Origin of the sequence: Streptomyces alboniger (assembly GCF_008704395.1) — a bacterium.
Classification (GTDB): Bacteria; Actinomycetota; Actinomycetes; order Streptomycetales; family Streptomycetaceae; genus Streptomyces; species Streptomyces alboniger.
The window spans coordinates 5842127-5866934 of record NZ_CP023695.1; the positions used below are offsets into that span (position 1 = coordinate 5842127).

General features: G+C 72.3%; 20 protein-coding genes. 12 read left to right on the forward strand and 8 right to left on the reverse strand.

What is annotated here, in order from left to right:
• The first annotated feature begins 344 nt into the window (after positions 1-344).
• From CP975_RS26195 to CP975_RS26205, 3 genes are all read left to right on the forward strand, one after another.
• Entirely contained in the window at positions 345-1193 is an 849-nt protein-coding gene (locus tag CP975_RS26195; protein ID WP_055528900.1) for a GNAT family N-acetyltransferase, read from the forward strand.
• 73 nt (positions 1194-1266) lie between these two features.
• A complete protein-coding gene (locus CP975_RS26200; RefSeq protein ID WP_055528888.1) occupies positions 1267-1809 on the forward strand; it encodes a GNAT family N-acetyltransferase in 543 nt (180 codons plus the stop codon).
• 123 nt (positions 1810-1932) lie between these two features.
• Complete coding sequence (locus CP975_RS26205; RefSeq protein ID WP_055528889.1) at positions 1933-3627, forward strand: proline--tRNA ligase; 1695 nt, start codon at positions 1933-1935, stop codon at positions 3625-3627.
• A gap of 83 nt (positions 3628-3710) precedes the next feature.
• Here CP975_RS26205 and CP975_RS26210 read toward each other — a convergent pair whose 3' ends face one another.
• From CP975_RS26210 to CP975_RS26220, 3 genes are read right to left on the reverse strand one after another with little or no spacing between them, the layout of a single operon-like run.
• Positions 3711-4604: an aminoglycoside phosphotransferase family protein gene (locus tag CP975_RS26210; RefSeq protein WP_055528891.1), complete on the reverse strand. Its 894-nt coding sequence runs from the start codon at positions 4602-4604 to the stop codon at positions 3711-3713.
• Positions 4605-4629: 25 nt separating this feature from the next.
• On the reverse strand, positions 4630-5100 hold the full coding sequence (locus tag CP975_RS26215; protein ID WP_055528892.1) for a ferritin-like domain-containing protein: 471 nt from the start codon (positions 5098-5100) through the stop codon (positions 4630-4632).
• Positions 5097-5627, reverse strand: a complete 531-nt coding sequence (locus CP975_RS26220; RefSeq protein ID WP_055528893.1) for a hypothetical protein — start codon at positions 5625-5627, stop codon at positions 5097-5099. Before CP975_RS26220 ends, CP975_RS26215 begins: the two co-directional genes overlap by 4 nt.
• Positions 5628-5883: 256 nt before the next feature.
• Here CP975_RS26220 and rimP point away from each other — a divergent pair, with 256 nt between their 5' ends.
• The 9 genes from rimP to CP975_RS26265 all read left to right on the forward strand — a co-directional run bounded on the left by rimP (position 5884) and on the right by CP975_RS26265 (position 18332).
• Positions 5884-6402, forward strand: coding sequence for a ribosome maturation factor RimP (rimP, locus tag CP975_RS26225; protein ID WP_055528895.1), 519 nt, complete (start codon positions 5884-5886; stop codon positions 6400-6402).
• Positions 6403-6404: 2 nt separating this feature from the next.
• Positions 6405-7394, forward strand: coding sequence for a transcription termination factor NusA (nusA, locus tag CP975_RS26230; RefSeq protein ID WP_055528897.1), 990 nt, complete (start codon positions 6405-6407; stop codon positions 7392-7394).
• Positions 7395-7549: 155 nt separating this feature from the next.
• A complete protein-coding gene (locus tag CP975_RS26235) occupies positions 7550-7840 on the forward strand; it encodes a YlxR family protein (protein ID WP_078594202.1) in 291 nt (96 codons plus the stop codon).
• Positions 7841-7986: 146 nt separating this feature from the next.
• Positions 7987-11124: a translation initiation factor IF-2 gene (gene infB / locus CP975_RS26240; RefSeq protein ID WP_150477401.1), complete on the forward strand. Its 3138-nt coding sequence runs from the start codon at positions 7987-7989 to the stop codon at positions 11122-11124.
• Between the two features lie 161 nt (positions 11125-11285).
• Positions 11286-11579, forward strand: coding sequence for a DUF503 domain-containing protein (locus CP975_RS26245; RefSeq protein WP_030784426.1), 294 nt, complete (start codon positions 11286-11288; stop codon positions 11577-11579).
• A gap of 51 nt (positions 11580-11630) precedes the next feature.
• Positions 11631-12119 (forward strand): 30S ribosome-binding factor RbfA, encoded by a 489-nt coding sequence (gene rbfA / locus CP975_RS26250; protein ID WP_055536297.1) that lies wholly within the window; start codon positions 11631-11633, stop codon positions 12117-12119.
• Entirely contained in the window at positions 12116-13024 is a 909-nt protein-coding gene (gene truB / locus CP975_RS26255; RefSeq protein ID WP_055536296.1) for a tRNA pseudouridine(55) synthase TruB, read from the forward strand. Before rbfA ends, truB begins: the two co-directional genes overlap by 4 nt.
• 252 nt (positions 13025-13276) lie before the next feature.
• Entirely contained in the window at positions 13277-17233 is a 3957-nt protein-coding gene (locus CP975_RS26260) for a serine protease (protein WP_246201632.1), read from the forward strand.
• Between the two features lie 148 nt (positions 17234-17381).
• Positions 17382-18332 carry a bifunctional riboflavin kinase/FAD synthetase gene (locus CP975_RS26265; RefSeq protein ID WP_055529610.1) on the forward strand — a complete coding sequence of 317 codons (951 nt, stop codon included), beginning with the start codon at positions 17382-17384 and terminating at the stop codon, positions 18330-18332.
• A 157-nt stretch (positions 18333-18489) separates the two neighbouring features.
• Here the strand turns inward: CP975_RS26265 and CP975_RS26270 are convergent, their stop codons facing one another.
• The 5 genes from CP975_RS26270 to CP975_RS26290 are packed head-to-tail and all read right to left on the reverse strand — an operon-like array spanning position 18490 to position 24555.
• Positions 18490-19491, reverse strand: coding sequence for an oligopeptide/dipeptide ABC transporter ATP-binding protein (locus CP975_RS26270; protein ID WP_055529618.1), 1002 nt, complete (start codon positions 19489-19491; stop codon positions 18490-18492).
• Between the two features lie 29 nt (positions 19492-19520).
• On the reverse strand, positions 19521-20582 hold the full coding sequence (locus CP975_RS26275) for an ABC transporter ATP-binding protein (protein WP_150477402.1): 1062 nt from the start codon (positions 20580-20582) through the stop codon (positions 19521-19523).
• Positions 20579-21529 carry an ABC transporter permease gene (locus CP975_RS26280; protein ID WP_055529607.1) on the reverse strand — a complete coding sequence of 317 codons (951 nt, stop codon included), beginning with the start codon at positions 21527-21529 and terminating at the stop codon, positions 20579-20581. Before CP975_RS26280 ends, CP975_RS26275 begins: the two co-directional genes overlap by 4 nt.
• Positions 21526-22620, reverse strand: coding sequence for an ABC transporter permease (locus tag CP975_RS26285; RefSeq protein WP_055529605.1), 1095 nt, complete (start codon positions 22618-22620; stop codon positions 21526-21528). Before CP975_RS26285 ends, CP975_RS26280 begins: the two co-directional genes overlap by 4 nt.
• Positions 22621-22623: 3 nt before the next feature.
• A complete protein-coding gene (locus CP975_RS26290; RefSeq protein ID WP_150477403.1) occupies positions 22624-24555 on the reverse strand; it encodes an ABC transporter substrate-binding protein in 1932 nt (643 codons plus the stop codon).
• Positions 24556-24808: the final 253 nt, after the last annotated feature.

Below are 24808 nucleotides of genomic sequence, written 5' to 3' on the forward strand. Positions count from 1 at the left end.
TGGGCGGGTGGGAGACGCCGCGAAGCGGCAAAAAGGCCCCCGCCCCCACCGGCGTGAAGGTGACCTACGAGGGCAACCCGCCGCGAAGCGGCAAAAAGGCCCCCACCCCCACCGGCGTGAAGGCGACCCACGAGGGCAACCCGCCGCGAAGCGGCAAGCAGCCCGCCCCTACCGGAAAGAGCCGCCCCGGAGGGAACTTCCCGCGAAGCGGGCGGAGGGCCCCGCCCCCACCGGGGGAGGGCCTCGGCGTCCCTGACCAGGACGGACAAAGGCACCCCCCGCACGAGGCGCCCCCGCCAGGTACAGTGCGGAGATCAGCAAACCGTATGGTGAGGCCCCCGCACGTGTTGACTCAGACCACCACCAGGGTCCTCGACCCGAGTGACCTGGACGCCGCGCTCGCCGTGCTCGACCGCGAGCCGGTCGCGAACGCCTTCGTGACCGCCCGCGTCCAGGTGGCCGGCCTCGACCCCTGGCGCCTCGGCGGCGAGATGTGGGGCTGGTACGAGGACGGCATGCTCGCGTCCCTCTGCTACGCCGGCGCCAACCTCGTCCCGATCTGCGCGACCCCGCGAGCCGTACGCGGCTTCGCCGACCGCGCCCGCAGGGCCGGCCGCCGCTGCTCCTCCATCGTCGGCCCCGCGACCCCCACCGCCCAACTGTGGCGGCTGCTCGAACCGTCCTGGGGCCCCGCTCGCGAGGTCCGTACCCGGCAGCCCCTGATGGTCACCGACCGGCTCCCGGACGACATCACCCCCGACCCGTACGTCCGTCGCGTCCGCAAGGACGAGATGGACACGATCATGCCGGCGTGCGTGGCGATGTTCACCGAGGAGGTCGGCGTATCGCCGATGGCCGGGGACGGCGGGCTCCTCTACCAGGCTCGCGTCGCCGAACTCGTCGGCTCCGGCCGTTCCTTCGCCCGCCTCGACCAGGACGGCAAGGTCGTCTTCAAGGCCGAGATCGGCGCCGCCACGCCACACGCCTGCCAGGTCCAGGGCGTCTGGGTGGCACCCGAGTACCGCGGCCGCGGCCTCGCGGCCCCCGGCATGGCGGCCGTACTGCGCTACGCCCTGGAGGACGTCGCCCCCGTCGTCAGCCTGTACGTCAACGACTTCAACACCGCGGCCAGAGCGGCGTACCGACGCGTGGGCTTCCAGGAGGTCGGCGCGTTCATGAGCGTCCTGTTCTGACGCCCCGGGCCGCCCCGCCACCCGCGCCGAGCGCCCTGTTCAGAAGCGCGACGGCGCGAAGTAGGGTCGCCTCATGACTGACGACGTCGTGATCGGGCCCCTCGACCTCGCCGCGCGGGTGGACGAAGCGCTGGACGTCCAGGCCCATGCCTTCGGGCTGAGCGACGACGAGGTGGCCGTGCGGCGCCAGATCGTCCTGCGTCACCTCACCTACCCGGGCGCCCGCTCGTTCGGCGCGACCACTCCCGAAGACCGGCTCGTCGGCTTCGTCTACGGCATGCCCAACGACCGCCGCCACTGGTGGTCGACGGTCGTCGAGCCCTACCTCCGCGGCCGGCAGCTGGACGGCTGGCTCGACGACTCCTTCGTCATCACCGAGCTGCACGTGCACCCCGGCCACCAGAACCGCGGCATCGGCCGCACCCTGATCACCACCATCACGGAGGGTGTCGCCGAGCCCCGCTCGATCCTCTCCGCGATCGACGTCGAGACCCCCGCCCGCGGCCTGTACCGCTCCCTCGGCTACACGGACCTCGCCCGCCGCGTCCTGTTCCCGAGCGCCGCCATGCCCTACGCCGTGATGGGCGCCCCGCTGCCCCTGCCGTGCCGGGTCTGAGCCGGAGCGCCACCGCAATCGATTTCCGCCCGCGCCCGCGGCCCGGATAACCTCTCGCCATCACCTTCCCCGCCCTCTCGGCCCCGCCGAGCAGAGGGGACCCCCTTGTAGCAGGAGTTGATCATGGCCCAGGTCCAGCGCATGTCCCGATTGATGGTCAAGACACTGCGCGACGACCCGGCGGACGCCGAGACCCTCAACCACAAGCTGCTCGTCCGGGCCGGTTACGTCCGCCGCACCGCCGCGGGCATCTGGACCTGGCTGCCGCTCGGCAAGAAGGTCTACGAGAACATCGCCCGTGTCGTCCGCGAGGAGATGGACGCCATCGGCGGCCAGGAGGTCCTCCTCCCGGCGCTCCTGCCCAAGGAGCCCTACGAGGCGTCCGGCCGCTACGAGGAATACGGCGACCTGCTCTTCCGCCTCAAGGACCGCAAGGGCGCCGACTACCTCCTCGGCCCCACCCACGAGGAGATCTTCACCCAGGTCGTCAAGGACCAGTGCTCGTCCTACAAGGACCTGCCGGTGATCCTGTACCAGATCCAGACGAAGTACCGCGACGAGGCCCGCCCCCGCGCCGGTGTGCTGCGCGGCCGCGAGTTCCAGATGAAGGACTCGTACTCCTTCGACACCACCGACGAGGGTCTCGCCGAGTCGTACGCCCTGCACCGCGGCGCCTACCAGCGGATCTTCGAGCGCCTGGGCCTCGACTACCGCATCGTGTCCGCCGTCGCGGGCGCCATGGGCGGCTCCAAGTCCGAGGAGTTCCTGGCCCCGGCCCCCGCGGGCGAGGACACCTTCGTGGACTGCCCCGCCTGCGACTACGCCGCCAACACCGAGGCCGTCACCTTCGCGCTCGCCCCGGTCGACGGCTCGGCGCACGGCCCCGCCGAGGAGCTGGACACGCCCGACACCCCGACCATCGAGACGCTCGCCGAGCACCTCGGCGTCCCGGCCTCGGCGACCCTGAAGAACCTCCTGGTCAAGGTCGACGGCGAGATCGTGGCCGTCGGCGTCCCCGGCGACCGCGAGGTGGACCTCGGCAAGCTCGGCGAGCACCTGGCCCCGGCCGAGGTCGAGCTGGTCACCGCCGAGGACTTCGAGGGCCGCGACGACCTCGTACGCGGCTACGTCGGCCCGCAGGGCCTGGACAAGGTCCGCTACATCGCCGACCCCCGCGTCGCCCCGGGCACCGCCTGGATCACGGGCGCCAACAAGCAGGACAAGCACGTCAAGAACGTCGTCTGCGGCCGTGACTTCGAGGTCGACGACTACCTGGACGTCGTCGTGGTCGAGGCGGGTGACCCGTGCCCCAACTGCGGCACCGGCCTCAAGCTGGACCGCGCCATCGAGATCGGCCACATCTTCCAGCTCGGCCGCAAGTACGCCGACACCTTCCAGCTCGACGTCCTCGGCAAGGAGGGCAAGCCGGTCCGCGTGACCATGGGCTCGTACGGCATCGGCGTCTCCCGCGCGGTGGCGGCGCTCGCCGAGCAGACCGCCGACGACAAGGGCCTGTGCTGGCCCAAGGAGGTCGCCCCCGCCGACGTGCACGTGGTCGCCGCGGGCAAGGCGCTCCAGACGGAGCTGGCCCTGGACGTCGCCGAGAAGCTGGGCGCGGCGGGCGCGCGTGTGCTGGTGGACGACCGGGCCGGGGTCTCGCCGGGCGTTAAGTTCACCGACGCCGAGCTGATCGGCGTCCCGCAGATCCTGGTCGCGGGCCGCCGCTCCGCCGAGGGCATCGTGGAACTGAAGGACCGCCGCACGGGCGAGCGCGAGGAGCTTTCGGTCGAGGAGGCCGTCGCCCGACTCACCGCGTAAGGAAAACGCCCCGAAGGGGCGCGGGGAACTGCGCGACCAGCCACACACGGCCCGCAGACTCCGCGCCCACCGGGGTCACCCGGTCACAGCCACCCCGCGAACTCCAAAAGCAGCTCCGCGTCCTGCGGACGCCCCACCCGCAAGGCCCGGACCCCCGACTCCACGGCCCGGAAAAGCGTCCAGCCCCGAAGCCTCTCCTGGTCCACCTCAAGTGACTCCGCGAGCTTCTTCACGCGCCGCCGCGTGATCGACGCCCCGGACGGCGAGGCGATCAGATCCTCCACCCGGTCCCGGACGAGCCGCGCCAGATCGAAGGCGGCGTCACCGACCACCGGATCGGGCCCCACGGCCAGCCACGGCACCCGGTCCCCGGCAAGGACCTTGCTCTGCCGGAAGGTGCCGTGCAGCAGCCGCGGCTCGGGCTCCGCCGCGAGAAGCTCCTGCCGAGCGGCGAGGGCGGCGTCCACCAGCGGCGCGACCTCCGTGCCCGAGGAGGCCCGCATCGCCTCGGCCTGCCGCCCCGTCCGCTCGGCGACCGTCTCGAACCGGTGCCCGGCGGGCGGCTCCACCCACAGCCGCCGCAGCGTCCCCGCCGCTTCGAGCAGCGCCTTGGCCTCCGGCAGGGACCGCACGGACACATCACGGTGCAGCCGTTCGAGGAGCAGCGCCCCGTCCGAGCACTCGGGGTCGAGCAGCCGGGCGGCGCCGAGTCCGCCCCAGTGCGCGAGGGCGGCCCGCTCGCTCTCCGGGCGCGACCGGGGCGGCACGAGCTTGAGCACGGCGGGCGTTCCGTCGGCTTGGCGCACCATCACGACGAGGCCGCTGCGCCCGCCGGGGACGTGGACCCGCTCGATGGTCAACTCGCGCAGTGCGACGGCCTGTTCCACTGCCTCGGGCAGCTTCGCCAGCCAGTCGTCGCCGTCCTGCGCCGTCTCGCCGAGTGCGGTGACCAGGCGGCGCGGCGGTTCGAAAGACATGCGCGAGTCGTTCCTTCCTGAGGGGTTACGCCTTGGGCGTCGCCGGAGCCGATGAGCCGGATGGGGCGGACCGCTCGGCGAGCCCAGGGAAGGCTACGCTCCCGCCCCGCCACCGCGCCGCCCGGACCGCCGCCTCGCGCAGCGCCCCGGCGGCGCTGCCGCGCCGGGCGCCCGAGGAAGCGCGTACGAGATCGGAGTAGACCCCGGCGATCCGGTCCTCCAGATCGGCGGCGAGCCGGGCGGCAGCGGCCGCGTCCGGCACCGGGAAGGGCAGCGCGTAGGCCGCGTCGGCCGGCTGCGGCTCGCCGCCGAGGTCGCGCACGGCGCGCTGGAGTTCGTCGCGCCGGGCGCGGTGCGCGTCGTACGCGGTGCGGGCCTCGTCCCTGCGGCCGTCGCCGACCCGGCCGCCCACGACCCCGTAGCCGTACACGGCGGCGTGCTCGGCGCCCAGGGCGGCCTGCACGGCCTTCAGCTCGGCGTCCTTGGACTCGCTCACTTGTCGCCCTCCGTCAGCAGGTACGCGTGGGCCGCGCCCGCGGCGGCCACCGAGGCGAGCAGCCTGGCCTGCTCGGCCGGGGCCTCGAGCAGGGCCGCGCCCCGCCGGTCGGCCAGGGCGCGCTCGGCGTCGGCGAGATCGCGTACCGCCTTGTCGGGGTCCGAGGCCACGGACGGCTTCGGAGCCGGGGCGGCGGCACCGGAAGCCGACGCCGAGGGGGAAGCCGGGGCACGGCCGCCCCCGAACGCCTCCGCGTGCTTCCTCACCTCCGCGCGCAGCGGCTCGAGCCGCCCGGCGAGCGAGGGGTGGGCGGCGAGCACGGCGTCGTACCGCCCGAGCAGTTCCGTGCTCTCCTCGGCCGCCCGGGCGCGCAGGCGGCGCACGGCGGACGGGCGCTCCGCGTCCGAGCCTGCGCTGTCCGAGCAGCCCGTGAGCAGCGCCGCGGAGGCGACGCCGGCGGCCCCGGCGAGCAGGCTCCTGCGGCGCGGTCCCGGGCGGGATCGTGGGGCGGTGGGATACGACGGCACGGCAGACGTCCTCGGAAGGAAGGCCAAAAGGCGCGAGCGAGCAGGCAGACACAGGCAGACAAAGGCAGGAAGTGGGCGCGGGCCCGGTGATCACCGTACCTTCGGACGGTCTCCGTACGAGTGATCGGCTCGGGCCGGAGCGGCACATCGCCCCTCCGGTGGGCCACAACACCCCTCGGGACCGGATACCCTTTGACCTGACACGCAGACTTGCAACGCACCCCACAACAGCACACGCGGCCGAGGAGTCACCCGGATGAGCACCACCCAGAGCGAGAGGCTGCGGCAACTACTGGAACCGCTCGTCAGCTCCCAGGATCTGGATCTCGAAGAGATCGAAGTGGCCTCGGTCGGACGCAAGCGAGTGCTGAGAGTCGTCATCGACTCCGACGACGGTGTGGATCTGGACCAGATCGCGGAAGTGAGCCGCCTGCTCTCCGCGAAGCTCGACGAGACCGACGCAATGGGCGAGGGGGAGTACGACCTCGAGGTCGGTTCCCCCGGCGCCGAGCGCGCGCTGACCGAGCACCGCCACTATCTGCGCGCTGTCGACCGCCTGGTGAAGTTCCGGCTGACCGAGGGCGACGAGCTGGTCGCCCGCATCCTCACGGTGGACGACGAGGGGCTCGACCTCGAGGTGCCCGGCGTGAAGGGCCGTAAGGCCACCACCCGCCGGATCGCCTTCGACGAGATCGACAAGGCTCGGGTGCAGGTCGAGTTCAACCGCAAGGACAAGCAAGACAAGCAGGACATGAAGGAAGAGGAGGAGGCGTAGCCGTGGACATCGACATGAGTGCCCTGCGGGGTCTGGTACGGGAGAAGGAGATCTCCTTCGACCTCCTCGTCGAGGCGATCGAGTCGGCCCTCCTCATCGCCTACCACCGCACCGACGGCAGCTTCCGCCGCGCGCGTGTGAAGCTGGACCGCGACAGCGGCCACGTGACGGTATGGGCGACGGAGGACCCGGCGGACCTCGAAGAGGGCCAGGAGCCCAAGGAGTTCGACGACACGCCGTCCGACTTCGGCCGCATCGCCGCGACGACCGCCAAGCAGGTCATCCTCCAGCGTCTGCGCGACGCCGAGGACGACGCCACGCTCGGTGAGTACGCCGGGCGCGAGGGCGACATCGTCACCGGCGTGGTCCAGCAGGGCCGCGACCCGAAGAACGTGCTGGTCGACATCGGCAAGCTGGAGGCCATCCTGCCGGTGCAGGAGCAGGTCCCGGGCGAGGAGTACCCCCACGGGATGCGCCTTCGCAGCTACGTCGTCCGCGTGGCGAAGGGTGTCCGCGGCCCGTCCGTGACGCTGTCGCGCACGCACCCGAACCTGGTCAAGAAGCTCTTCGCGCTCGAAGTGCCCGAGATCGCCGACGGCTCCGTCGAGATCTCGGCCATCGCCCGCGAGGCCGGCCACCGCACCAAGATCGCCGTGCGCTCGACGCGCTCGGGGCTCAACGCCAAGGGCGCCTGCATCGGCCCGATGGGCAGCCGCGTGCGCAACGTCATGGCCGAGCTGAACGGCGAGAAGATCGACATCGTCGACTGGTCGGACGATCCGGCCGACATGGTCGCCCACGCGCTCTCCCCGGCCCGCGTCAGCAAGGTCGAGATCGTCGACCTCGGCGCGCGCTCGGCCCGGGTGACCGTGCCGGACTACCAGCTGTCGCTGGCCATCGGCAAGGAGGGGCAGAACGCCCGCCTGGCCGCGCGGCTCACGGGCTGGCGCATCGACATCAGGCCCGACACCGAGAACCCCGCCGACCAGTAGCGGACCCGGCGCGACGGCCGCCACCGGATCACTCCGGAGGCGGCCGTGGGAATAAATCCGGGCGCGCACCGCTTGGATCACGACAGTATGTGGCGAGTAGCCGTTCGATTTTTGCCCCGAAGGGGTGAGGTCGGTGCGGGGAGGTAGACTTGAGCGTGTCTGGCCGGACGCCAGCCCGGGCATGCCCTGAGCGTACGTGTGTGGGATGCCGGGAGCGAGCGGCCAAGAGCGATTTGCTGCGCATCGTGGCGATCGAGGGCGCCTGCGTCCCCGACCCAAGCGGTACGCTGCCCGGCCGGGGTGCGTATGTGCATCCCGCCCTGGTCTGTCTGGACCTGGCGGTCCGCCGCCGGGCGTTCCCTCGGGCCTTCCGCGCCCAGGGTCCGCTCGACACGGAGGCGTTGCGCCGAGCTGTCGAGACAGTTGCCGAGCAGGCAACACCGTAAGACGTGGTCGCACGGAACCCCGTGCGGCCTTGGTATTCCGCGAGTTGGAAGTAGGTCGAGATTGCGATGAGCACTCGATGAGCACGCGATGAGTACGCCCATGAAGTAGCGACGGTCCGGCGTAACCCGGACCTAAAAGGAGCGAAGTGGCTAAGGTCCGGGTATACGAACTCGCCAAGGAGTTCGGGGTAGAGAGCAAGGCCGTCATGGCCAAGCTCCAAGAACTCGGTGAATTCGTACGTTCGGCGTCCTCGACGATCGAGGCGCCCGTAGTACGCAAACTGACTGACGCATTCCAGCAGGGTGGCAACGGCAAGTCCGCCGCCAAGCCCGGCGCGCCGCGCAAGCAGGCCGCCCCCAAGCCGCCGGCCCCCTCGGGCTCGGCGTCCCCCTCTCCCGCGCAGGCCGCCCGTCCGGGTCCGGCCGCGCCCAAGCCGCCGGCCCCCAAGCCCGCGGCCGAGAAGCCCGCGGCTTCTCCGGCGGCCCCGGGCCCGCGCCCGACGCCGGGCCCCAAGCCGCCGGCCCCCAAGCCGGCCCCGGCCTCCCCGGCGCCGACCACCCCGGAGTTCACGGCTCCGCCCGCCGCCCCGGCCGCTCCGGCAGCCCCCGCGGCTCCGCAGGCCCCGCGTCCGGCCGCAGCCCGTCCCGGTGCCCCCAAGCCCGGTAGCCGTCCGGCCCCCGCGCAGGGCGGCCAGGGCCAGGGTGGCCGCGGCGAGGGCCGTGGCGACCGCGGCGACCGTCAGGGTGCCGCGCGCCCCGGCGGCCAGGGTGCCCCCCGTCCCGGCGGCGCCCGTCCCGCGGGCCCGCGTCCGGGCAACAACCCGTTCACCTCTGGTGGCTCCACCGGCATGGCGCGCCCGCAGGCGCCCCGTCCGGGCGGTGCCCCGCGACCTGGTGGCCCCGGCGGCCAGGGCGGCCCCGGCGGCGCCCCGCGCCCGCAGGGCGGCCAGGGCGGCCCCGGTGGCGCTCCCCGTCCGCAGGGTCAGGGCGGCGCCCGTCCGACCCCGGGCGGCATGCCTCGCCCGCAGGCCCCGCGTCCCGGCGGCGGCCCCGCGGGTAACCGTCCGAACCCGGGCATGATGCCGCAGCGTCCCGCTGCCGGTCCTCGTCCCGGCGGTGGCCCCGGCGGTGGCCGTGGTCCCGGCGGCGGCGGTCGCCCGGGTGGCGGCGGCGGTCGTCCCGGTGGCGGCGGCTTCGCAGGTCGTCCGGCCGGCCCCGGTGGCGGTGGCGGCGGTTTCGCCGGTCGTCCCGGTGGTCCCGGTGGCGGCGGCGGTGCCGGTCGTCCCGGTGGTGGCGGCGGCTTCGGCGGCCGTCCCGGCTTCGGCGGACGTCCCGGTGGCCCCGGTGCCCGTGGTGGCACGCAGGGTGCGTTCGGCCGTCCCGGCGGGCCCGCCCGTCGTGGTCGCAAGTCGAAGCGGCAGAGGCGCCAGGAGTACGAGGCCATGCAGGCCCCGTCGGTGGGCGGCGTCATGCTGCCTCGCGGCAACGGACAGACTGTCCGCCTGTCGCGCGGTGCCTCGCTGACCGACTTCGCCGAGAAGATCAACGCCAACCCGGCGTCGCTCGTCGGCGTGATGATGAACCTCGGCGAGATGGTCACCGCCACGCAGTCCGTCTCCGACGAGACGCTGAAGCTCCTCGCGGACGAGATGAACTTCGTCCTGGAGATCGTCAGCCCGGAGGAGGAGGACCGCGAGCTGCTCGAGTCGTTCTCCATCGAGTTCGGTGAGGACGAGGGCGGCGAGGACATGCTCGTCTCGCGTCCGCCGGTCGTGACCGTCATGGGTCACGTCGACCACGGCAAGACCCGACTTCTGGACGCGATCCGCAAGACGAACGTCGTCGCGGGCGAGGCCGGCGGTATTACGCAGCACATCGGTGCGTACCAGGTCGCCACCGAGGTCAACGGCGAAGAGCGCGCCATCACCTTCATCGACACCCCCGGTCACGAGGCGTTCACCGCCATGCGTGCCCGTGGTGCGAAGTCCACCGACATCGCGATCCTCGTGGTCGCGGCGAACGACGGTGTGATGCCGCAGACGATCGAGGCACTGAACCACGCCAAGGCGGCCGACGTGCCGATCGTGGTCGCGGTCAACAAGATCGACGTCGAGGGTGCCGACCCGACCAAGGTGCGCGGTCAGCTCACCGAGTTCGGTCTGGTGGCCGAGGAGTACGGCGGCGACACGATGTTCGTCGACATCTCCGCGCGCCAGGGCCTCAACATCGAGCAGCTGCTCGAGGCCGTGGTCCTGACCGCGGACGCCTCGCTCGACCTGCGGGCCAACCCGGAGCAGGACGCGCAGGGCATCGCCATCGAGGCCCACCTCGACAAGGGCCGCGGCGCCGTCGCGACCGTCCTCGTCCAGCGCGGTACCCTCCGCGTCGGCGACACGATGGTCGCCGGTGACGCCTACGGCCGAGTCCGCGCGATGCTCGACGACAAGGGCGAGAACGTGGAGGAGGCGACCCCGTCGACTCCGGTCCTCGTGCTCGGTCTCACCAACGTCCCGGGCGCCGGCGACAACTTCCTGGTCGTCGACGAGGACCGTACGGCCCGTCAGATCGCCGAGAAGCGTGCCGCCCGTGAGCGCAACGCCGCGTTCGCCAAGCGCACCCGCCGGGTGTCCCTCGAGGACCTCGACCAGGTGCTCAAGGCGGGCCTGGTCCAGGACCTCAACATCATCATCAAGGGCGACGCGTCCGGTTCGGTGGAGGCTCTCGAGTCCTCGCTGCTCCAGCTCGACGTCGGCGAAGAGGTCGACATCCGCGTCCTGCACCGCGGTGTGGGTGCGGTCACCGAGTCCGACATCGACCTGGCGATGGGCTCCGACGCCATCGTCATCGGCTTCAACGTCCGCGCGGCCGGCCGTGCCGCGCAGATGGCGGAGCGCGAGGGCGTCGACGTCCGCTACTACTCGGTGATCTACCAGGCCATCGAGGAGATCGAGGCGGCCCTCAAGGGCATGCTCAAGCCGGAGTACGAGGAGGTCGAGCTCGGCACCGCGGAGATCCGCGAGGTCTTCCGCTCGTCCAAGCTCGGCAACATCGCGGGTGTCCTCATCCGTTCCGGCGAGGTCAAGCGCAACACCAAGGCCCGACTGCTGCGCGATGGCAAGGTCATCGCGGAGAGCCTCAACATCGAGGGTCTGCGCCGCTTCAAGGACGACGTCACCGAGATCCGCGAAGGGTTCGAGGGCGGTATCAACCTCGGCAACTTCAACGACATCAAGGTCGACGACGTCATCGCGACGTACGAGATGCGCGAGAAGCCGCGCGGCTGATCGACTGCCTCAGGGCGGTCCGATCCGCATGGTCAGTGTCGGGGCCGGTCGACGGGGAAAATCCCGTCGATCGGCCCCGGCCGTTCCGTGTACGGTTCTTGTGTCCCTGCCAAGTGGTTGGCGGGGCATCGAACCCGTACCGGCGGGACATCCGGACACACATGTATGTGGGGACTCTGTCCTTCGATCTGCTCCTCGGCGACGTACATTCGCTGAAGGAGAAACGCTCCGTCGTCCGCCCGATCGTCGCCGAACTCCAGCGGAAGTACGCGGTGAGCGTGGCGGAAGTGGGCGATCACGACCTGCACCGCAGGGCCGAGATCGGCCTCGCCGCGGTGTCGGGCGACTGGGGCCACCTCACGGACGTACTGGACCGGTGCGAGCGACTGGTCGCCGCCCGGCCCGAAGTGGAGCTGCTGTCGGTCAGACGGCGGCTGCACGGTGACGACGACTGAACAACAGCAAGACAAGCCCAGGGAATGCCCGGGGATAAGGGAGACGGAGCAGTGGCCGACAACGCGCGGGCGAAAAGGCTGGCGGACCTCATCCGAGAGGTGGTTGCTCAGAAGCTGCAACGAGGGATCAAGGACCCGCGGCTCGGGACGCACGTGACCATCACGGACACCCGGGTGACCGGTGACCTGCGGGAGGCCACGGTCTTCTACACGGTCTACGGCGACGACGAGGACCGCGCGGCGGCGGCCGCGGGCCTGGAGAGCGCCAAGGGCGTCCTCCGTTCGGCGGTCGGCCAGGCCGCGGGCGTGAAGTTCACGCCGACGCTGGCCTTCGTCGCGGACGCCCTGCCGGACAACGCTCGGGCCATCGAGGACCTGCTCGACAGGGCACGGATGTCGGACGAGAAGGTACGGGAGGTCTCCGCCGGTGCCGAGTTCGCGGGCGGGCCCGACCCGTACCGCAAGCCCGAGTCCGACGAGTCCGACGAGAATACGAACGGCACCGACGCAGACGAGACGGACGGCGACGCCCGCACATGAGCAAGAGCAGCACCACGACGCCGGACGGCCTTGTCATCGTCGACAAGCCGTCCGGCTTCACTTCGCACGACGTCGTCGCCAAGATGCGGGGGATCGCCAGGACCCGCCGCGTCGGGCACGCGGGCACCCTCGACCCCATGGCGACGGGCGTGCTCGTCCTCGGGGTCGAGCGCGCCACCAAGCTCCTCGGTCATCTGGCGCTGACCGAGAAGGAGTACCTGGGCACGATCCGCCTCGGGCAGAACACGCTCACCGACGACGCCGAGGGCGAGATCACCTCGTCCGCGGACGCCTCGAAGATCACCCGCGAGGCGATCGACGCGGGCATAGCCAAGCTGTCCGGCGACATCATGCAGGTGCCCTCGAAGGTCAGCGCCATCAAGATCGACGGCAAGCGGTCGTACGCGCGCGCCCGCAAGGGCGAGGACTTCGAGATCCCGGCCCGGCCGGTGACGATCTCCGCCTTCACGGTGTACGACGTCCGCGACGCGGTCGCCGAGGACGGTACGCCCGTACTCGACCTGGTCGTCTCGGTCGTCTGTTCGTCGGGAACGTACATCCGGGCGCTCGCCCGTGACCTCGGAGCGGACCTCGGCGTCGGCGGCCATCTGACCGCGCTGCGCCGCACGCGCGTCGGCCCGTACAAGCTGGACGCGGCCAAGACCCTGGACCAGCTCCAGGAGGAGCTGACCGTGATGCCGGTGGCCGAGGCGGCCGAGCGCGCCTTCCCGCGCTGGGACGTCGACGACAAGCGCGGCCGGCTGCTCCTCAACGGCGTCAGGATCGAGATGCCCGAGGAGTACGCGGGTGTGGGCGCCGTCGCCGTCTTCGACCCGGAGGGCCGCTTCCTGGTCCTCGCGGAGGAGTCGCGGGGCAAGGCCAAGAGCCTGGCCGTCTTCGCCTGAGCGCCCCGCCGGGGGCGCTGTCTGCGGGCTCGGCTCCCGGGGTTTGTCGTGGAGCGGCGGACGGACTTCAGTACGCCGCTCCACGTTCCCCCCACTCAAGGTGTTTCCACTGCGGCGCGCCGATTCACCCCTTTGGGCAGGCGCTCGGAGTGAACCGAGGGGGTGGACGGGGGCGCGTTCGCATCGCGTCCTGTCCGGCTGATCACCGCCGACCTACGGTCGGAGAACGGGGAACGGCCGGGAGGTTCGAGCATGGCGGGACGGGGTCCGCGGGCCGAGGGTGCCGGGGACGCCGCGGGCGCGGAGGAGCGGAGCGGGCACGCGGCGCTCGACCGGGCCCTGGTGCGGGTCTGCGATCTGGCGGGGCGGCCGCGGGGCACGGGGTTCGCCGCCGACGAGCACGGCACGGTCATCACCAGCCACGAGGCCGTCGACGGTCTCGCCCGCGTCGTCCTGCACGCGCCCGGTGAGCGCACCTGCGTGGTGCCCGCCGACGCCGTGGTGGCGCTGCCCGACGCCGATCTCGCACTCGTGCGCACCGAGGGCCTCGGCCTGCGGCCCCTTCCACTGACCGTGCGGGACTCCGTGGCGACCGGCGCCTATGTGCGGATCGCCGCGCTCGGCTGGCGCGAGGCGCGGGTCCTCGGCACCTCCGCCGTGACGTACACGGCGACGGACCGCTTCCATCTGGTGGGCACCGCCCTGGAGCTGGCGATCGGCACGGACGGCGCCGACGCGCTGCGACTCGGCGGCGGGGCCGCGGGCGGACCGGTCGTGGACGTCTCCTCCGGTGCGGTCCTCGCCGTCCTCGGCACCGCGCTGCTGCCCCAGGACCCCGGCCCCTCCCCGGCGCGGGACGTCCCCTTCACGCACCGGCCCCCCGGCTTCGCGATCCCGCTGCGGGAGGCGGCCGCCGCCGACCCGGGCGGGCCGCTCGCCGCGCTCGTCGCGCAGAACGCCGCGACCGTCCCCGCGTACGGCGACGACCTCAATCTGGCGGGCGCGCTGCATCTGACGGCCACGTCGGCGGGGAGCGACGGGCCGCGCGCGAGCCGCCCGGAGCCGGTCGAACGGCCGGAGGTGGCAAAGGAGTTCGATCGCTTCACCGGCGGCCCGGCCCGGGTGCTCGGCCTGGTCGGCGACCCCGGCACGGGACGTACGACGGAACTGTCCGCGCTCGCCGCGCGGCGGGCCAGGGGAGCCGAACCCGCCCCCACGCTGTGGCTGCGCGGCGCCGATCTGCGGGGCACGGACGAGTCCGTCGCCGACGCGGTGGAGCGGGCGCTCGACCGGGCGGGACGGATCCTCGCGGCGTCGGAGCCGACGCCGGAGGGGATGCCCGAGGGCCAGGGGCTCGGGGACATCTCCGCGGACCGCGTGGCCCGCCTCGTACGGGACGCGGGGCGTCCGCTGCTGTTGCTGCTCGACGGACCGGAGGAGATGCCGCCCGCGCTGGCGCACCGCCTCGCCCGGTGGAGCGAGGGCACGGCCGAGTGGCTGCGGGACACGGGCACGCGCCTCGTCGTCGCCTGCCGGGCGGAGTACTGGGAGCAGGCGGGGGAGTGCTTCGCGTCCGGCCTGCTGCACGGGGCGTCCGGGGCGGGGGCCGCGGGGCTCCCCCCTTGTGTACGCCTGGAGGACCTCCCGGAACCGCAGGCGCGCAGGGCCCGCGCGCGGTACGGCATCCCGGAGGGCGCGCTCGCCGGGGCCGACGCGCGGCATCCGCTGGCGCTGCGGCTGCTCTCCGAGGTCCGCGCCGCCCGCCCCGACGCGCCGCCGCCGGGTACGCCGGGGCGGGAGGAGATCTTCGCCGCGCATCTGGACCTGCTGTGCCTGCGGGTCGCCGTGCGGCTCGCGGCGCCGAACGGCCTGCGCGGCACAGCGGTACGACGCCTGGCGGCGAAGGTGGCCGGGCAGGTCCACGAGGCGGCGCGGCGCTGTCTGGGCCCGGGCCAGGGGGAGCTGGACCGGTCGTCCTTCGAGGCGGTCTTCCCGTGGGGGGCGCTGCCGGGGGGCCACGGCTGTACGGGCTGGGCTTCGGCGGTGCTGACGGAGGGGCTGCTCGTGCCGGCGGGGTCGGGCTACCGCTTCGCGCATGAGGAGGTGGCCGACTGGATCCAGGGCACGCACTTGGACGTCGACGGAGCGCTGACTTCCCTGGTCCACCGGCACCGCCACGCGGCACGCTCCCCGAAGGTCCCGGAACAGCGCCGCCCCGCCCGCCCCCTCCCGGTGCCACGCCATCGCATCGGCCCGGTGATCGAGGCGCTGCTGCTGCTGGGGCGCCAGCGGGGGTCGGTCGCACTGGGCCAGAGGCTGTGGGACCTGGCGGACGCGGCGACGGAGCTGGCGGGCCTCGCACATGCCGTAGGCGGGGTGTGCGCTGAGGACGACGGTGCGGGGTTCGCTGAAGACAGCTGCGCCGGATGCGCCCGGGGTGGCCGCAGGGCAGTCGGCCGCGCGGGACCCGCCGAAGGCGACCGTGCGGAATCCGGTCGTACGGCACCTGCCGGGGACGACCCCGGGGCGCCCGCCGGCGGTTTCCCTGGGGGATTGGCCACAGGTGGCGGGGCGGCGGCATCCGGTGGGGGCGGCTGTGTGGCCCCCACCCCGGGCGGCCGTCCCGCACGCACCGGAGACAGCCACCCGGCATGCCCCGCAGAGGCAGCGGTGCCCCCCGCCGGGTCCGCGGCGCCCCTCCCCGACCCCCCGGAATCCGAGCCGCCGCCCTGCTCGGAGGCAGGGCCGGAGAGGGACGCGAAGGGGCGGGGCGGTGGGGAAGGGGCCAGGGGCGCTCATTGGTGGGCCCGTCATCTCGTCAGGGGCGTGCTGCTGCGCGTCACCGACGCGGCGCCGTTCCTGCCCGTTCTCGAAGTGCTCGCCGAGCGCGGGGAGTTCGGGGCCCAGTTCTGGCTGGGGCTGCCGCTGGGGGAGGGGGAGCGGTTCGCGTTGTTGCGGCGGCGTGTCGTACGGGACGGGCCGCCGGGGACTCCGGACCGCTGCCTCGACGCCGTCGCCGGCCTCCTCGCCGCCGACCCCACGGCCGTACAGCCGCACCTCGCCCGCTGGTTCACCGACGACCGGCCGCTGGACGCCGCGCCCCACGCCACCGTCGCCTCCGCCGCGCAGGCGCTGCTCCACACCCACCGGCACCACGCCATCGACGACCTCACCGAAGCCCTCGTCGACTGCGCCCACGCCCGCGCCGACGAACTCCTCGCCGCCCTCGCCGAGGAGGAGCCCTCGGCCGTGTGCCGCGCCGTCGGCCGCTGGGCCCACGACGAGCGGCCCGACCGGCGCGTCGCCGCCGCCACCTACGGCCTGCGCGTCGCCCCGCACGCCACGGCGGACGCCGACCGCGAGCGCCTGCGCTACGCCGCCTTCGCCCTGCTCGCCCGCCCCGCCGACGACGCCCTGCACGGCGCCGCGCTCGCGCTGCTCGTCCGCGATCCGAAGACCCGCTCCCGGTATCTGTCCCGCGCCCTGCGGCGCTTCGCCGCAGGGGACCCGCGGCTGCCCGCGAGCGCGCCCGCCGAGGCCCTGGCCACCCACCCCGAGCCCGTGCTCGCCGCCTTCAGCGCACGCCTGCACGCGCCCGGCCCGGCCGCCGACGACGTCCTGTGCGGCCTCGCCGACGTGACCACGCCCACCCTCGCCCGCCGCGTCGCCGCCCTCGTACAGGACCTCCTGGAGACCCGCCCCGAGGCCGCGGGATCCGCCGCCGCATACATCGACCGGCGACTCGAACAGGGCCCCGGGGCCCGCCCCGTCCTCTTCCCCCTGGTGGCCGCGCTGCTGCACAGCCGCCCCGCCCAGGTCCGGGCCGCCCTCGCGCCCGTCCTCGCCGCCCCCGGTACCACCGCCTCGCAGGCCCTGCGGGACGAGTTGCTCGACGTACTGCTCAGCCAGGAGCGGGACCCGGCGGTCCTGGAGAGCGTCCTGCGGTCCGCGGCCCGCGGCGCCGCCGACTGCGGCGAGGCCCGCACCCGCGAGCGCGTGCGCCGCACCGGGCTGCTCCTCGGACGCACCCCCGAGGGCGCCTCCCGCTTCGACCGGTGCCTCGTCGAACAGGCCCGCCTCGAGCCGGGTTTCGCCACCCTCGTCGCCCACTGGCTCCGCGACGCCCCTCAGGAGTGGGCCGCCCTGATCGGCCCGAGCGCCTCCCGCACGATCGTGACCATCGCGGGCGGCGCGCAGGTGCCGGTCTAGGGCTCGCCCGGAATGTCCCCCGCGGCCCCGCCGAGCAGACACCGATGCGAGCCGGGACACGTCGGCATGGCAGTCTTAGACCTGCGCAATGGGCAATGGGAACGTACAGACGTCACGGACGTACACAGGTTCGGCGAGGAGCAAAGAAGTGCAGCGCTGGCGTGGCTTGGAGGACATCCCCCAGGACTGGGGGCGCAGCGTCGTCACCATCGGTTCCTACGACGGCGTACACCGCGGACACCAGCTGATCATCGGCCGTGCCGTGGAGCGCGCCAGGGAGCTGGGCGTGCCCGCCGTCGTCGTCACCTTCGACCCGCACCCCAGCGAGGTCGTGCGCCCCGGCAGCCACCCGCCGCTGCTCGCCCCCCACCACCGGCGCGCCGAGCTGATGGCCGGCCTCGGCGTCGACGCGCTGCTGATCCTCCCCTTCACCTCCGAGTTCTCGAAGCTGTCGCCCGCCGACTTCGTGGTGAAGGTCCTCGTCGACAAGCTGCACGCGCGCGTGGTCGTCGAGGGCCCCAACTTCCGCTTCGGCCACAAGGCCGCGGGCAACGTCGACTTCCTCGCCGAACTCGGACGTACGTACGACTACGAAGTCGACGTCATCGACCTGTACGTGACCGGCGAGGCCGGAGCCGGCCAGCCCTTCTCCTCCACGCTGACCCGGCGCCTGGTCGCCGAGGGCGACGTGACGGGCGCCGCGGAGATCCTCGGCCGGCCGCACCGCGTCGAGGGCGTCGTCGTGCGAGGCGCCCAGCGCGGGCGCGAGCTGGGCTTCCCCACCGCCAACGTGGAGACCCTGCCGCACACCGCCATCCCCGCCGACGGCGTCTACGCCGGGTGGCTGCACGTCGAGGGCGAGGCGATGCCGGCGGCGATCTCCGTCGGGACGAATCCGCAGTTCGACGGGACCGAGCGGACCGTCGAGGCGTACGCGATCGACCGCGTCGGCCTCGACCTGTACGGGCTGCACGTGGCCGTGGACTTCCTCGCCTTCGTGCGGGGCCAGGCGAAGTTCGACTCCATCGAGGCGTTGCTGGTCGCTATCGCGGATGACGTGAAGAAGGCTCGCGAGCTTATTTCGGGCGCGGGCGCCTAGTTCGCTTCCTAGGGGGCGTGGGCTCATACGTCGCCGCGGGCGCGCTGTGGTTGCTCGCGCAGTTCCCCGCGCCCCTGACGGGGCCCAGCTGAGCGCCCCTTAAGGGGCGCGGGGAACTCCGCGACAAGCCCCCGCCGGCGGCCGGCCGAGAACGAACCTAGGGCGCCCCGCCAGCAGCCGCCCAGTGACAGGCGACCTGCGTCTCGCCGCGCCCCGAGAGCACCGCCAGATCCTCCCCGCGGCACCGGCCCGCCACGCCGGCCCGCTCCGCCTCGCCGGAGGCAAGCACCTGGCACCGCGCGTGGAACCGGCAGCCCCCCGGGATGCGGGAGGGATCCGGCGGCTCACCCGTGAGCACCACCGGGTCACCGGGAGCCTCCGGAAGGACCGACAACAGGGCCTGTGTATAGGGATGCTGAGGTGCCGTCAGCACCTCCTCCACCGTGCCGGTCTCGACGATCCGGCCCAGATACATCACCGCCACCCGATCGGCGATGTTCCACGCGAGGCCCAGATCGTGCGTCACCACCAGCGCGGACAGCCCCAGTTCATCCCGCAGCCGCAGCAGCAGCGCGAGGATCTCCCCGCGTACGGACGCGTCGAGGGAGGCCACCGGCTCGTCGGCGACGATCAGTTCGGGTTCGAGGACCAGCGCGCCCGCGATGACGACACGCTGACGCTGGCCCCCCGACAGCTCGTGCGGGTAGCGCAGGAAGAAGCGGTCCGGCGGGCGCAGCCCGGCCCGGGACAGCGCCTCGGCGACCGCCGCCCGCTCGTCACCCGCGTACCCGTGGATGCGCAGCCCCTCGGCCACGGCCTCGTACACCGTGTGCCGGGGATTGAGCGAGCCGCTGGGATCCTGGAGCACCAGCTGGACCCGCTTGCGGTACGCCTTGAGGGCGCGTCCCGCGTAGTCCAGCGGCCTGCCCGCGAAGGTCACCGCGCCGGAGGTCGGCGGCACCAGGCCGAGCAGTGATCGGGCGAGCGTCGTCTTGCCGCAGCCCGACTCGCCGACCAGGGCGACGATCTCGCCGCCCTTGATGTCGAGGTCGACGCCGTCCACCGCCCGTGCGGTCGGCGCGCCCCGGCGGCCGGGGAAGGCGATGTGCAGACCGGTGGCGGACAGCAGAGGGCCGCCTCCCGGCTCGGGGGTGGTCATGCGCGGCTCCTCGTCACGGATGCTCCGGGTCACGGCGTACGCTCCGCCGTCGTCGGCGCCGAAGTGGGCTGCGCCGGGAGCGGCGCGCCCGCGTGGACGCACGCCGCGCGGTGCTGCGGGCCCGCCTCCCGCAGGGCCTGGTCCTCGGTCGCGCAGGCGTCCAGGGCGACCGGGCAGCGCGGATGGAACGTACAGCCCGAAGGGAGCGCCGACGGGTCGGGCGGGTCACCTGGCAGCCCGCGCGGCGCGAACCGGGAAGCGGGGTCGCCGATCCGGGGGAAGGCCGCGGACAGCGCCTTGCCGTAGGGGTGCCGGGCGTTCTCGTAGACCTGCGTGGCCGGGCCCTCCTCGACGACCCGGCCCGCGTACATCACCGCGAGCCGGTCGCAGGTGTCGGAGAGCACTGCCAGGTCGTGGCTGATCATCATCAGTCCGAGGTCCTGCTCGGACACCAGCTGTTCGATCAGGCGCAGGATCTGGGCCTGGATCATCACATCGAGCGCGGTGGTCGGCTCGTCCGCGATGATCAGGCGTGGGTCGCAGGCCAGCGCCATGGCGATCATGACGCGCTGGCGCTGGCCGCCGGACAGCTCGTGCGGATACGCCTCGGCGCGGGCGGCGGGCAGTCCCACGTGTTCGAGGAGTTCGCCGGCCTTCCTCCTGGCGCCCGCCTGCGTGGCCTTCTTGTGCAGCAGGATCGGCTCGGCGATCTGGTCGCCGATGCGGTGCACGGCGTTCAGCGAGTGCATCGCACCCTGGAAGACGATCGAGGCGCCCGCCCAGCGCACCGCGCGGACCCGGCCCCACTTCATGGTGAGGACGTCCTCGCCGTCCAGCAGGATCTCGCCGGACACCTTCGACCCCGGGGGCAGCAGCCGCAGCAGGGCGAGCGCCAGCGTGGACTTGCCGCAGCCAGACTCGCCGGCGACGCCGAGCTTCTGCCCGGCGTCGACGTGGAGGTTCACGCCCCGGATGGCGGCGGCGCCGTTCGCGTACGTCACTTCGAGATCGCGCACGTCGAGGAGGCGGTGGGGCTCGTCGCTCTTGTGTACGTCGGTCCTGCGCGTGTCGTTCGGGTGTACGTCGTTCAACGGGTTGCCCCCAGCCTGGGGTTGAGCACGGATTCCACGGCACGGCCGCACAGTGTGAACGCCAGTGCGACGATCGCGATGGCGAGGCCGGGCGGGGCGAGGTACCACCAGTGACCGGCGCTGACCGCGCCCGCCTCGCGCGCGTCCTGGAGGAGGCCGCCCCACGACACGCTCGTCGGGTCGCCGAGGCCGAGGAACGCCAGCGTGGCCTCGGTGAGGATCGCGCCGGAGATGACGAGGGTCGTCTGCGCGAGGACGAGCGGCATGACGTTGGGCAGCACGTGGCGCGCCATGACGTGGCCGTGGCCGCCGCCGAGCGCCTGCGCCCGCTCGATGTACGGGCGCGACTCGACCGCGAGGGTCTGCGCGCGGACCAGCCGGGCCGTCGTCGGCCAGGTCGTCACACCGATCGCCAGGATGATCGTCCAGATGGAGCGGGACATCACGGAGGCCAGCGCGATGGCGAGCACCAGCGTCGGCATCACCAGGAACCAGTCGGTGACGCGCATGATCACCGTCGAGTACCAGCCCTTGAAGTGGCCCGCCGTGATCCCGACGAGGGTGCCGATGGCCACGGACAGCACGGCGGCGAGCAGTCCCACGGACAGGGAGATCCGCGCGCCCCACACCAGCAGGCCCAGCAGTCCGCGCCCGAACTGGTCCGTGCCGAGCGGGAATTCACCGCTCGGCGACTCCATCGGATCGCCCGGCGCGGCGGTCACGCTCTGCGCGTCCGATCCCACGAGCAGCGGCGCGAAGACCGCGGCGAGGGCGATCAGGACGAGCGCGGCGAGCCCGAAGAGCCCGGCCTTGTGGGTGCGGTACTCCCGCCAGAAGCGTGCCACCGAGTGCCGGCGGCGGGTCCAGCTGAGGGACCGCGCGCTCTTCCCCGGGGCGGAGGGCCCGGCCGGGGCGGCCGGCGTCGTCGGTGCGGATTCGGTCGTCATCGGCCCACCCGGGGATCGAGCAGCGGATAGATCACGTCGGCCAGGGTGTTCATCAGGATCACCGCGGTGGAGAAGACGAAGAACAGCCCCTGCACCAGTGGCAGATCGGGCACGCTCAACGCCTGGTAGAAGAGCCCGCCGAGCCCCGGCCAGGAGAAGACGGTCTCGACGAGGATCGCGCCCGCCACCACCGTGCCGAGATTGACGAACATCAGCGTGACGGTCGGCAGCATCGCGTTCGGGACGGCGTGCCTGCGGCGCACGAGGTCGTCGCGGAGCCCCTTGGCGCGGGCGGTCGTCAGATAGTCGCTGCCCATCTCGTCCAGGAGGGACGACCGCATGACGAGCAGCGTCTGCGCGTACCCGACGGCGACCAGCGTGATCACGGGAAGCACCATGTGGTGCGCGACATCGACGACGTACGCGAACCCGGTCTCGCCCCCGGACTCCAGACCACCGGTCGGGAACAGCCCGGGGATCGGCCCGACCCCCACCGCGAAGGTGATGATCAGCAGCAGTCCGAGCCAGAACGACGGCACCGAGTAGAGCGTCAGGGCGAGCCCGGTGTTGAAGCGGTCGCCCAGCTTGCCGTTGCGCCAGGCGGTGCGCGTGCCGAGCCAGATGCCGATGAGCGTATAGAGGATGTACGCCGTTCCGGTGAGCAGGAGCGTCGCGGGCAGGGCCTCGGTGATCTTCTCCATCACGGGGGCGTGGAACTGGTACGACGTACCGAAGTCGCCGCTCAGGACCTTGCCGGTGTAGTCCCAGAACTGGGCCATGACCGGCTTGTCGAGGCCGAACTCCGCGCGCATCGCGGCGAGTTGCTCGGCCGAGACGCGCTTGCCGCCCGTCATCTGCTTGACGGGGTCACCGGGGATGAGCCGGAAGAGGAAGAAGCTGGTGACGAGCACGGCGTACAGCGACACGATCGCGCCGCCGAGCTTGCCCGCCACATAGAGGAGATAGGCGCGGGTGTTGCGGGCCCGTGGCCCGCGGGCCGACGACGGCCCGGCCTGCGCCGGGTCGCCGTCGGCCCCGGGGCCCAGGGGACCCTCGGTGTCGAGCAGTGCGGGGTTGCTGTCAGCGGTCATGCGTTACTCGCGGTCCTCTGCGGTAGAACGGCGGCGCAGGGCGAACAGGACTCCGCCGCCCACGAGCACCACCGCGGCAGCGGCGATACCGATGATGACACCGGTCGAGCTGCCGTCCTTGGAGGAACTCTTCCCATCCGCGGGCACGGCCGACCACCAGCTCCAATATCCATCCTGGCCGTAGATGTTGCCCGCGTCCTTCGGCATGGTGGTGATGGACTTGATCTGGTCGGTGCGGTAGGCCTCGACGGCGTTCGGGTACGCGAGGACGTTCATATAGCCCGAGTCGTACAGCCACGACTGCATCCGCTTGACGATGGCGGCCCGCTTGTCCGGGTCGTACTCGGCGAGCTGCTTCTCGTACAGCTCGTCGAACTTCTTGTCGCAGATGAAGTTGTCCGTGGCGGCGCTCTCCTTGGCCTTCACCGGCAGCGCGGCGCAGGTGTGGATGCCGAGGACGAAGTCCGGGTCGGGGTTGACGGACCAGCCGTCGAAGGCGAGGTCGTACTCGCCCGCGTACCAGGGCACGGAGACGTCATCGAGGCAGTCGACCTTGAGCCCGATGCCGAGATCGCCCCACCACTCCTTCAGGTACTTGCCCACCGCCTTGTCATTGGGGTCGGTGGCGTGGCACAGAATGCGCAGGTCCAGCGGCTTGCCGTCCTTGCCGACGCGCTTGCCGTCACCGTTCTTCTCGTACCCGGCCTCGTCGAGGAGCCGGGCGGCCTTCTTCGGGTCGTACGTCAGCTCCTGCTCGGCGGAGGGCTTCCAGGCGTACTGGGAGAACCGCGGCGGGATGTACCCGGCTCCCACGACGGCGTTGCCCTGGAACACCTTGTCGACGAGCGCCTCGCGGTCGACGGAGAGGAACAGTGCCTGACGGACCTTCTTGTCCAGCAGCGCCGGGTGCCCGTCGCCGAACTTCTTCCCGTCCCTCGTCTTCGCGCCGGGGTTGGTGGCGATGGCGAAGAAACGCCGCCCCGGACCCTCGTTGACCTTGACGTTCTCCACGTTCTCCAGGGATTTGGCCTGGGCCGGGGTGAGCGCGGGCTGCCCGGCGACGAACGACACCTCGCCCTTCCTGAGGGCAGAGACGGCCGCGTCCTGGTCCTTGTACGTCTTGAAGACCAGCTCGTCGAACTTGGGCGCGCCGCGCCAGAAGCCCTTGTTGGCCTTGAGCCGCACGTACTGGTCGACCTTGTAGTCCGTCAGGATGAACGGGCCGTTGCCGACGACGGGGAAGTCCTTGTCGTTGTTGAACTTCGAGATGTCGTCGACCTTCTCCCAGACGTGCTTGGGGAGGATCGGCACGTCGAGGGCGGCCATGGTGGCCTGCGGCTTCTTCAGCTCGATGACCAGCTTGGTGGGGCTGGGGGCGGTCACCTTCTTGAAGTTGGTGACGAAGTTGGAGTTCGCGGTGGCGGTGCCCTCCTTGGACATCACCTTGTTGAACGTCCAGGCGGCGTCCTCGGCGGTCGCCTGCTTCCCGTCCGACCACTTGGAGTCGTCCCGGATGGTGTAGGTCCAGGTCAGCTTGTCGGCGGAGGGCTTCCACTCGGTGGCGAACCCGGCGATCGCCTTGTTGTCCTTGGCGTCGTAGTTCGTCAGATACTCGTACGTCAGCCGGTGGATGCTGGTGCTGAGCAGCCGCTGGGCGAGGAAGGGACTGAGCGAGTCGACGCTCTGCGCCACGGCGACGGTGAGGACCTTCTTGTCCCCGTCGCCCTTGGCCTCGGCCTGCTGCGGGGCCGGATTGAGCGGCGTGGCGAGACCGGCCGTAAGGGTGAACGCGGCGGCGCTTCCGGCTAGCGCGAGCCTCAGGTGGCGGCGGGGGCGGGGACCGCAGGGGCGACGGGGGGCGGTCGTCTTCGGGACTGCCAGGACTGCCGGGACTGCCAGGACTGGTGCTCTGCCGTGCTGATCTTGTGTGTCCATGGGTCGGTGACCTCGCGTCATCGCTCGCGCAGGGATGGCTGGTTGCACGCTGGTTGATCAAGGAACGTCAGCTGGTTGATGTGTGTGTTTACCAGCGCCGGTCTGGACGAGTCAACGGCAGGTGAACCCCATGTGGCCTGCGGAAATAACGAGTTGACGGCGATTCCGAGAACGATTTCACCCCCGATTTCACCCGCATTGGTCAAGACCTCTGAAGGGTGGCTGGTGAGGGGGTGACGGTGGGGCGTTCACC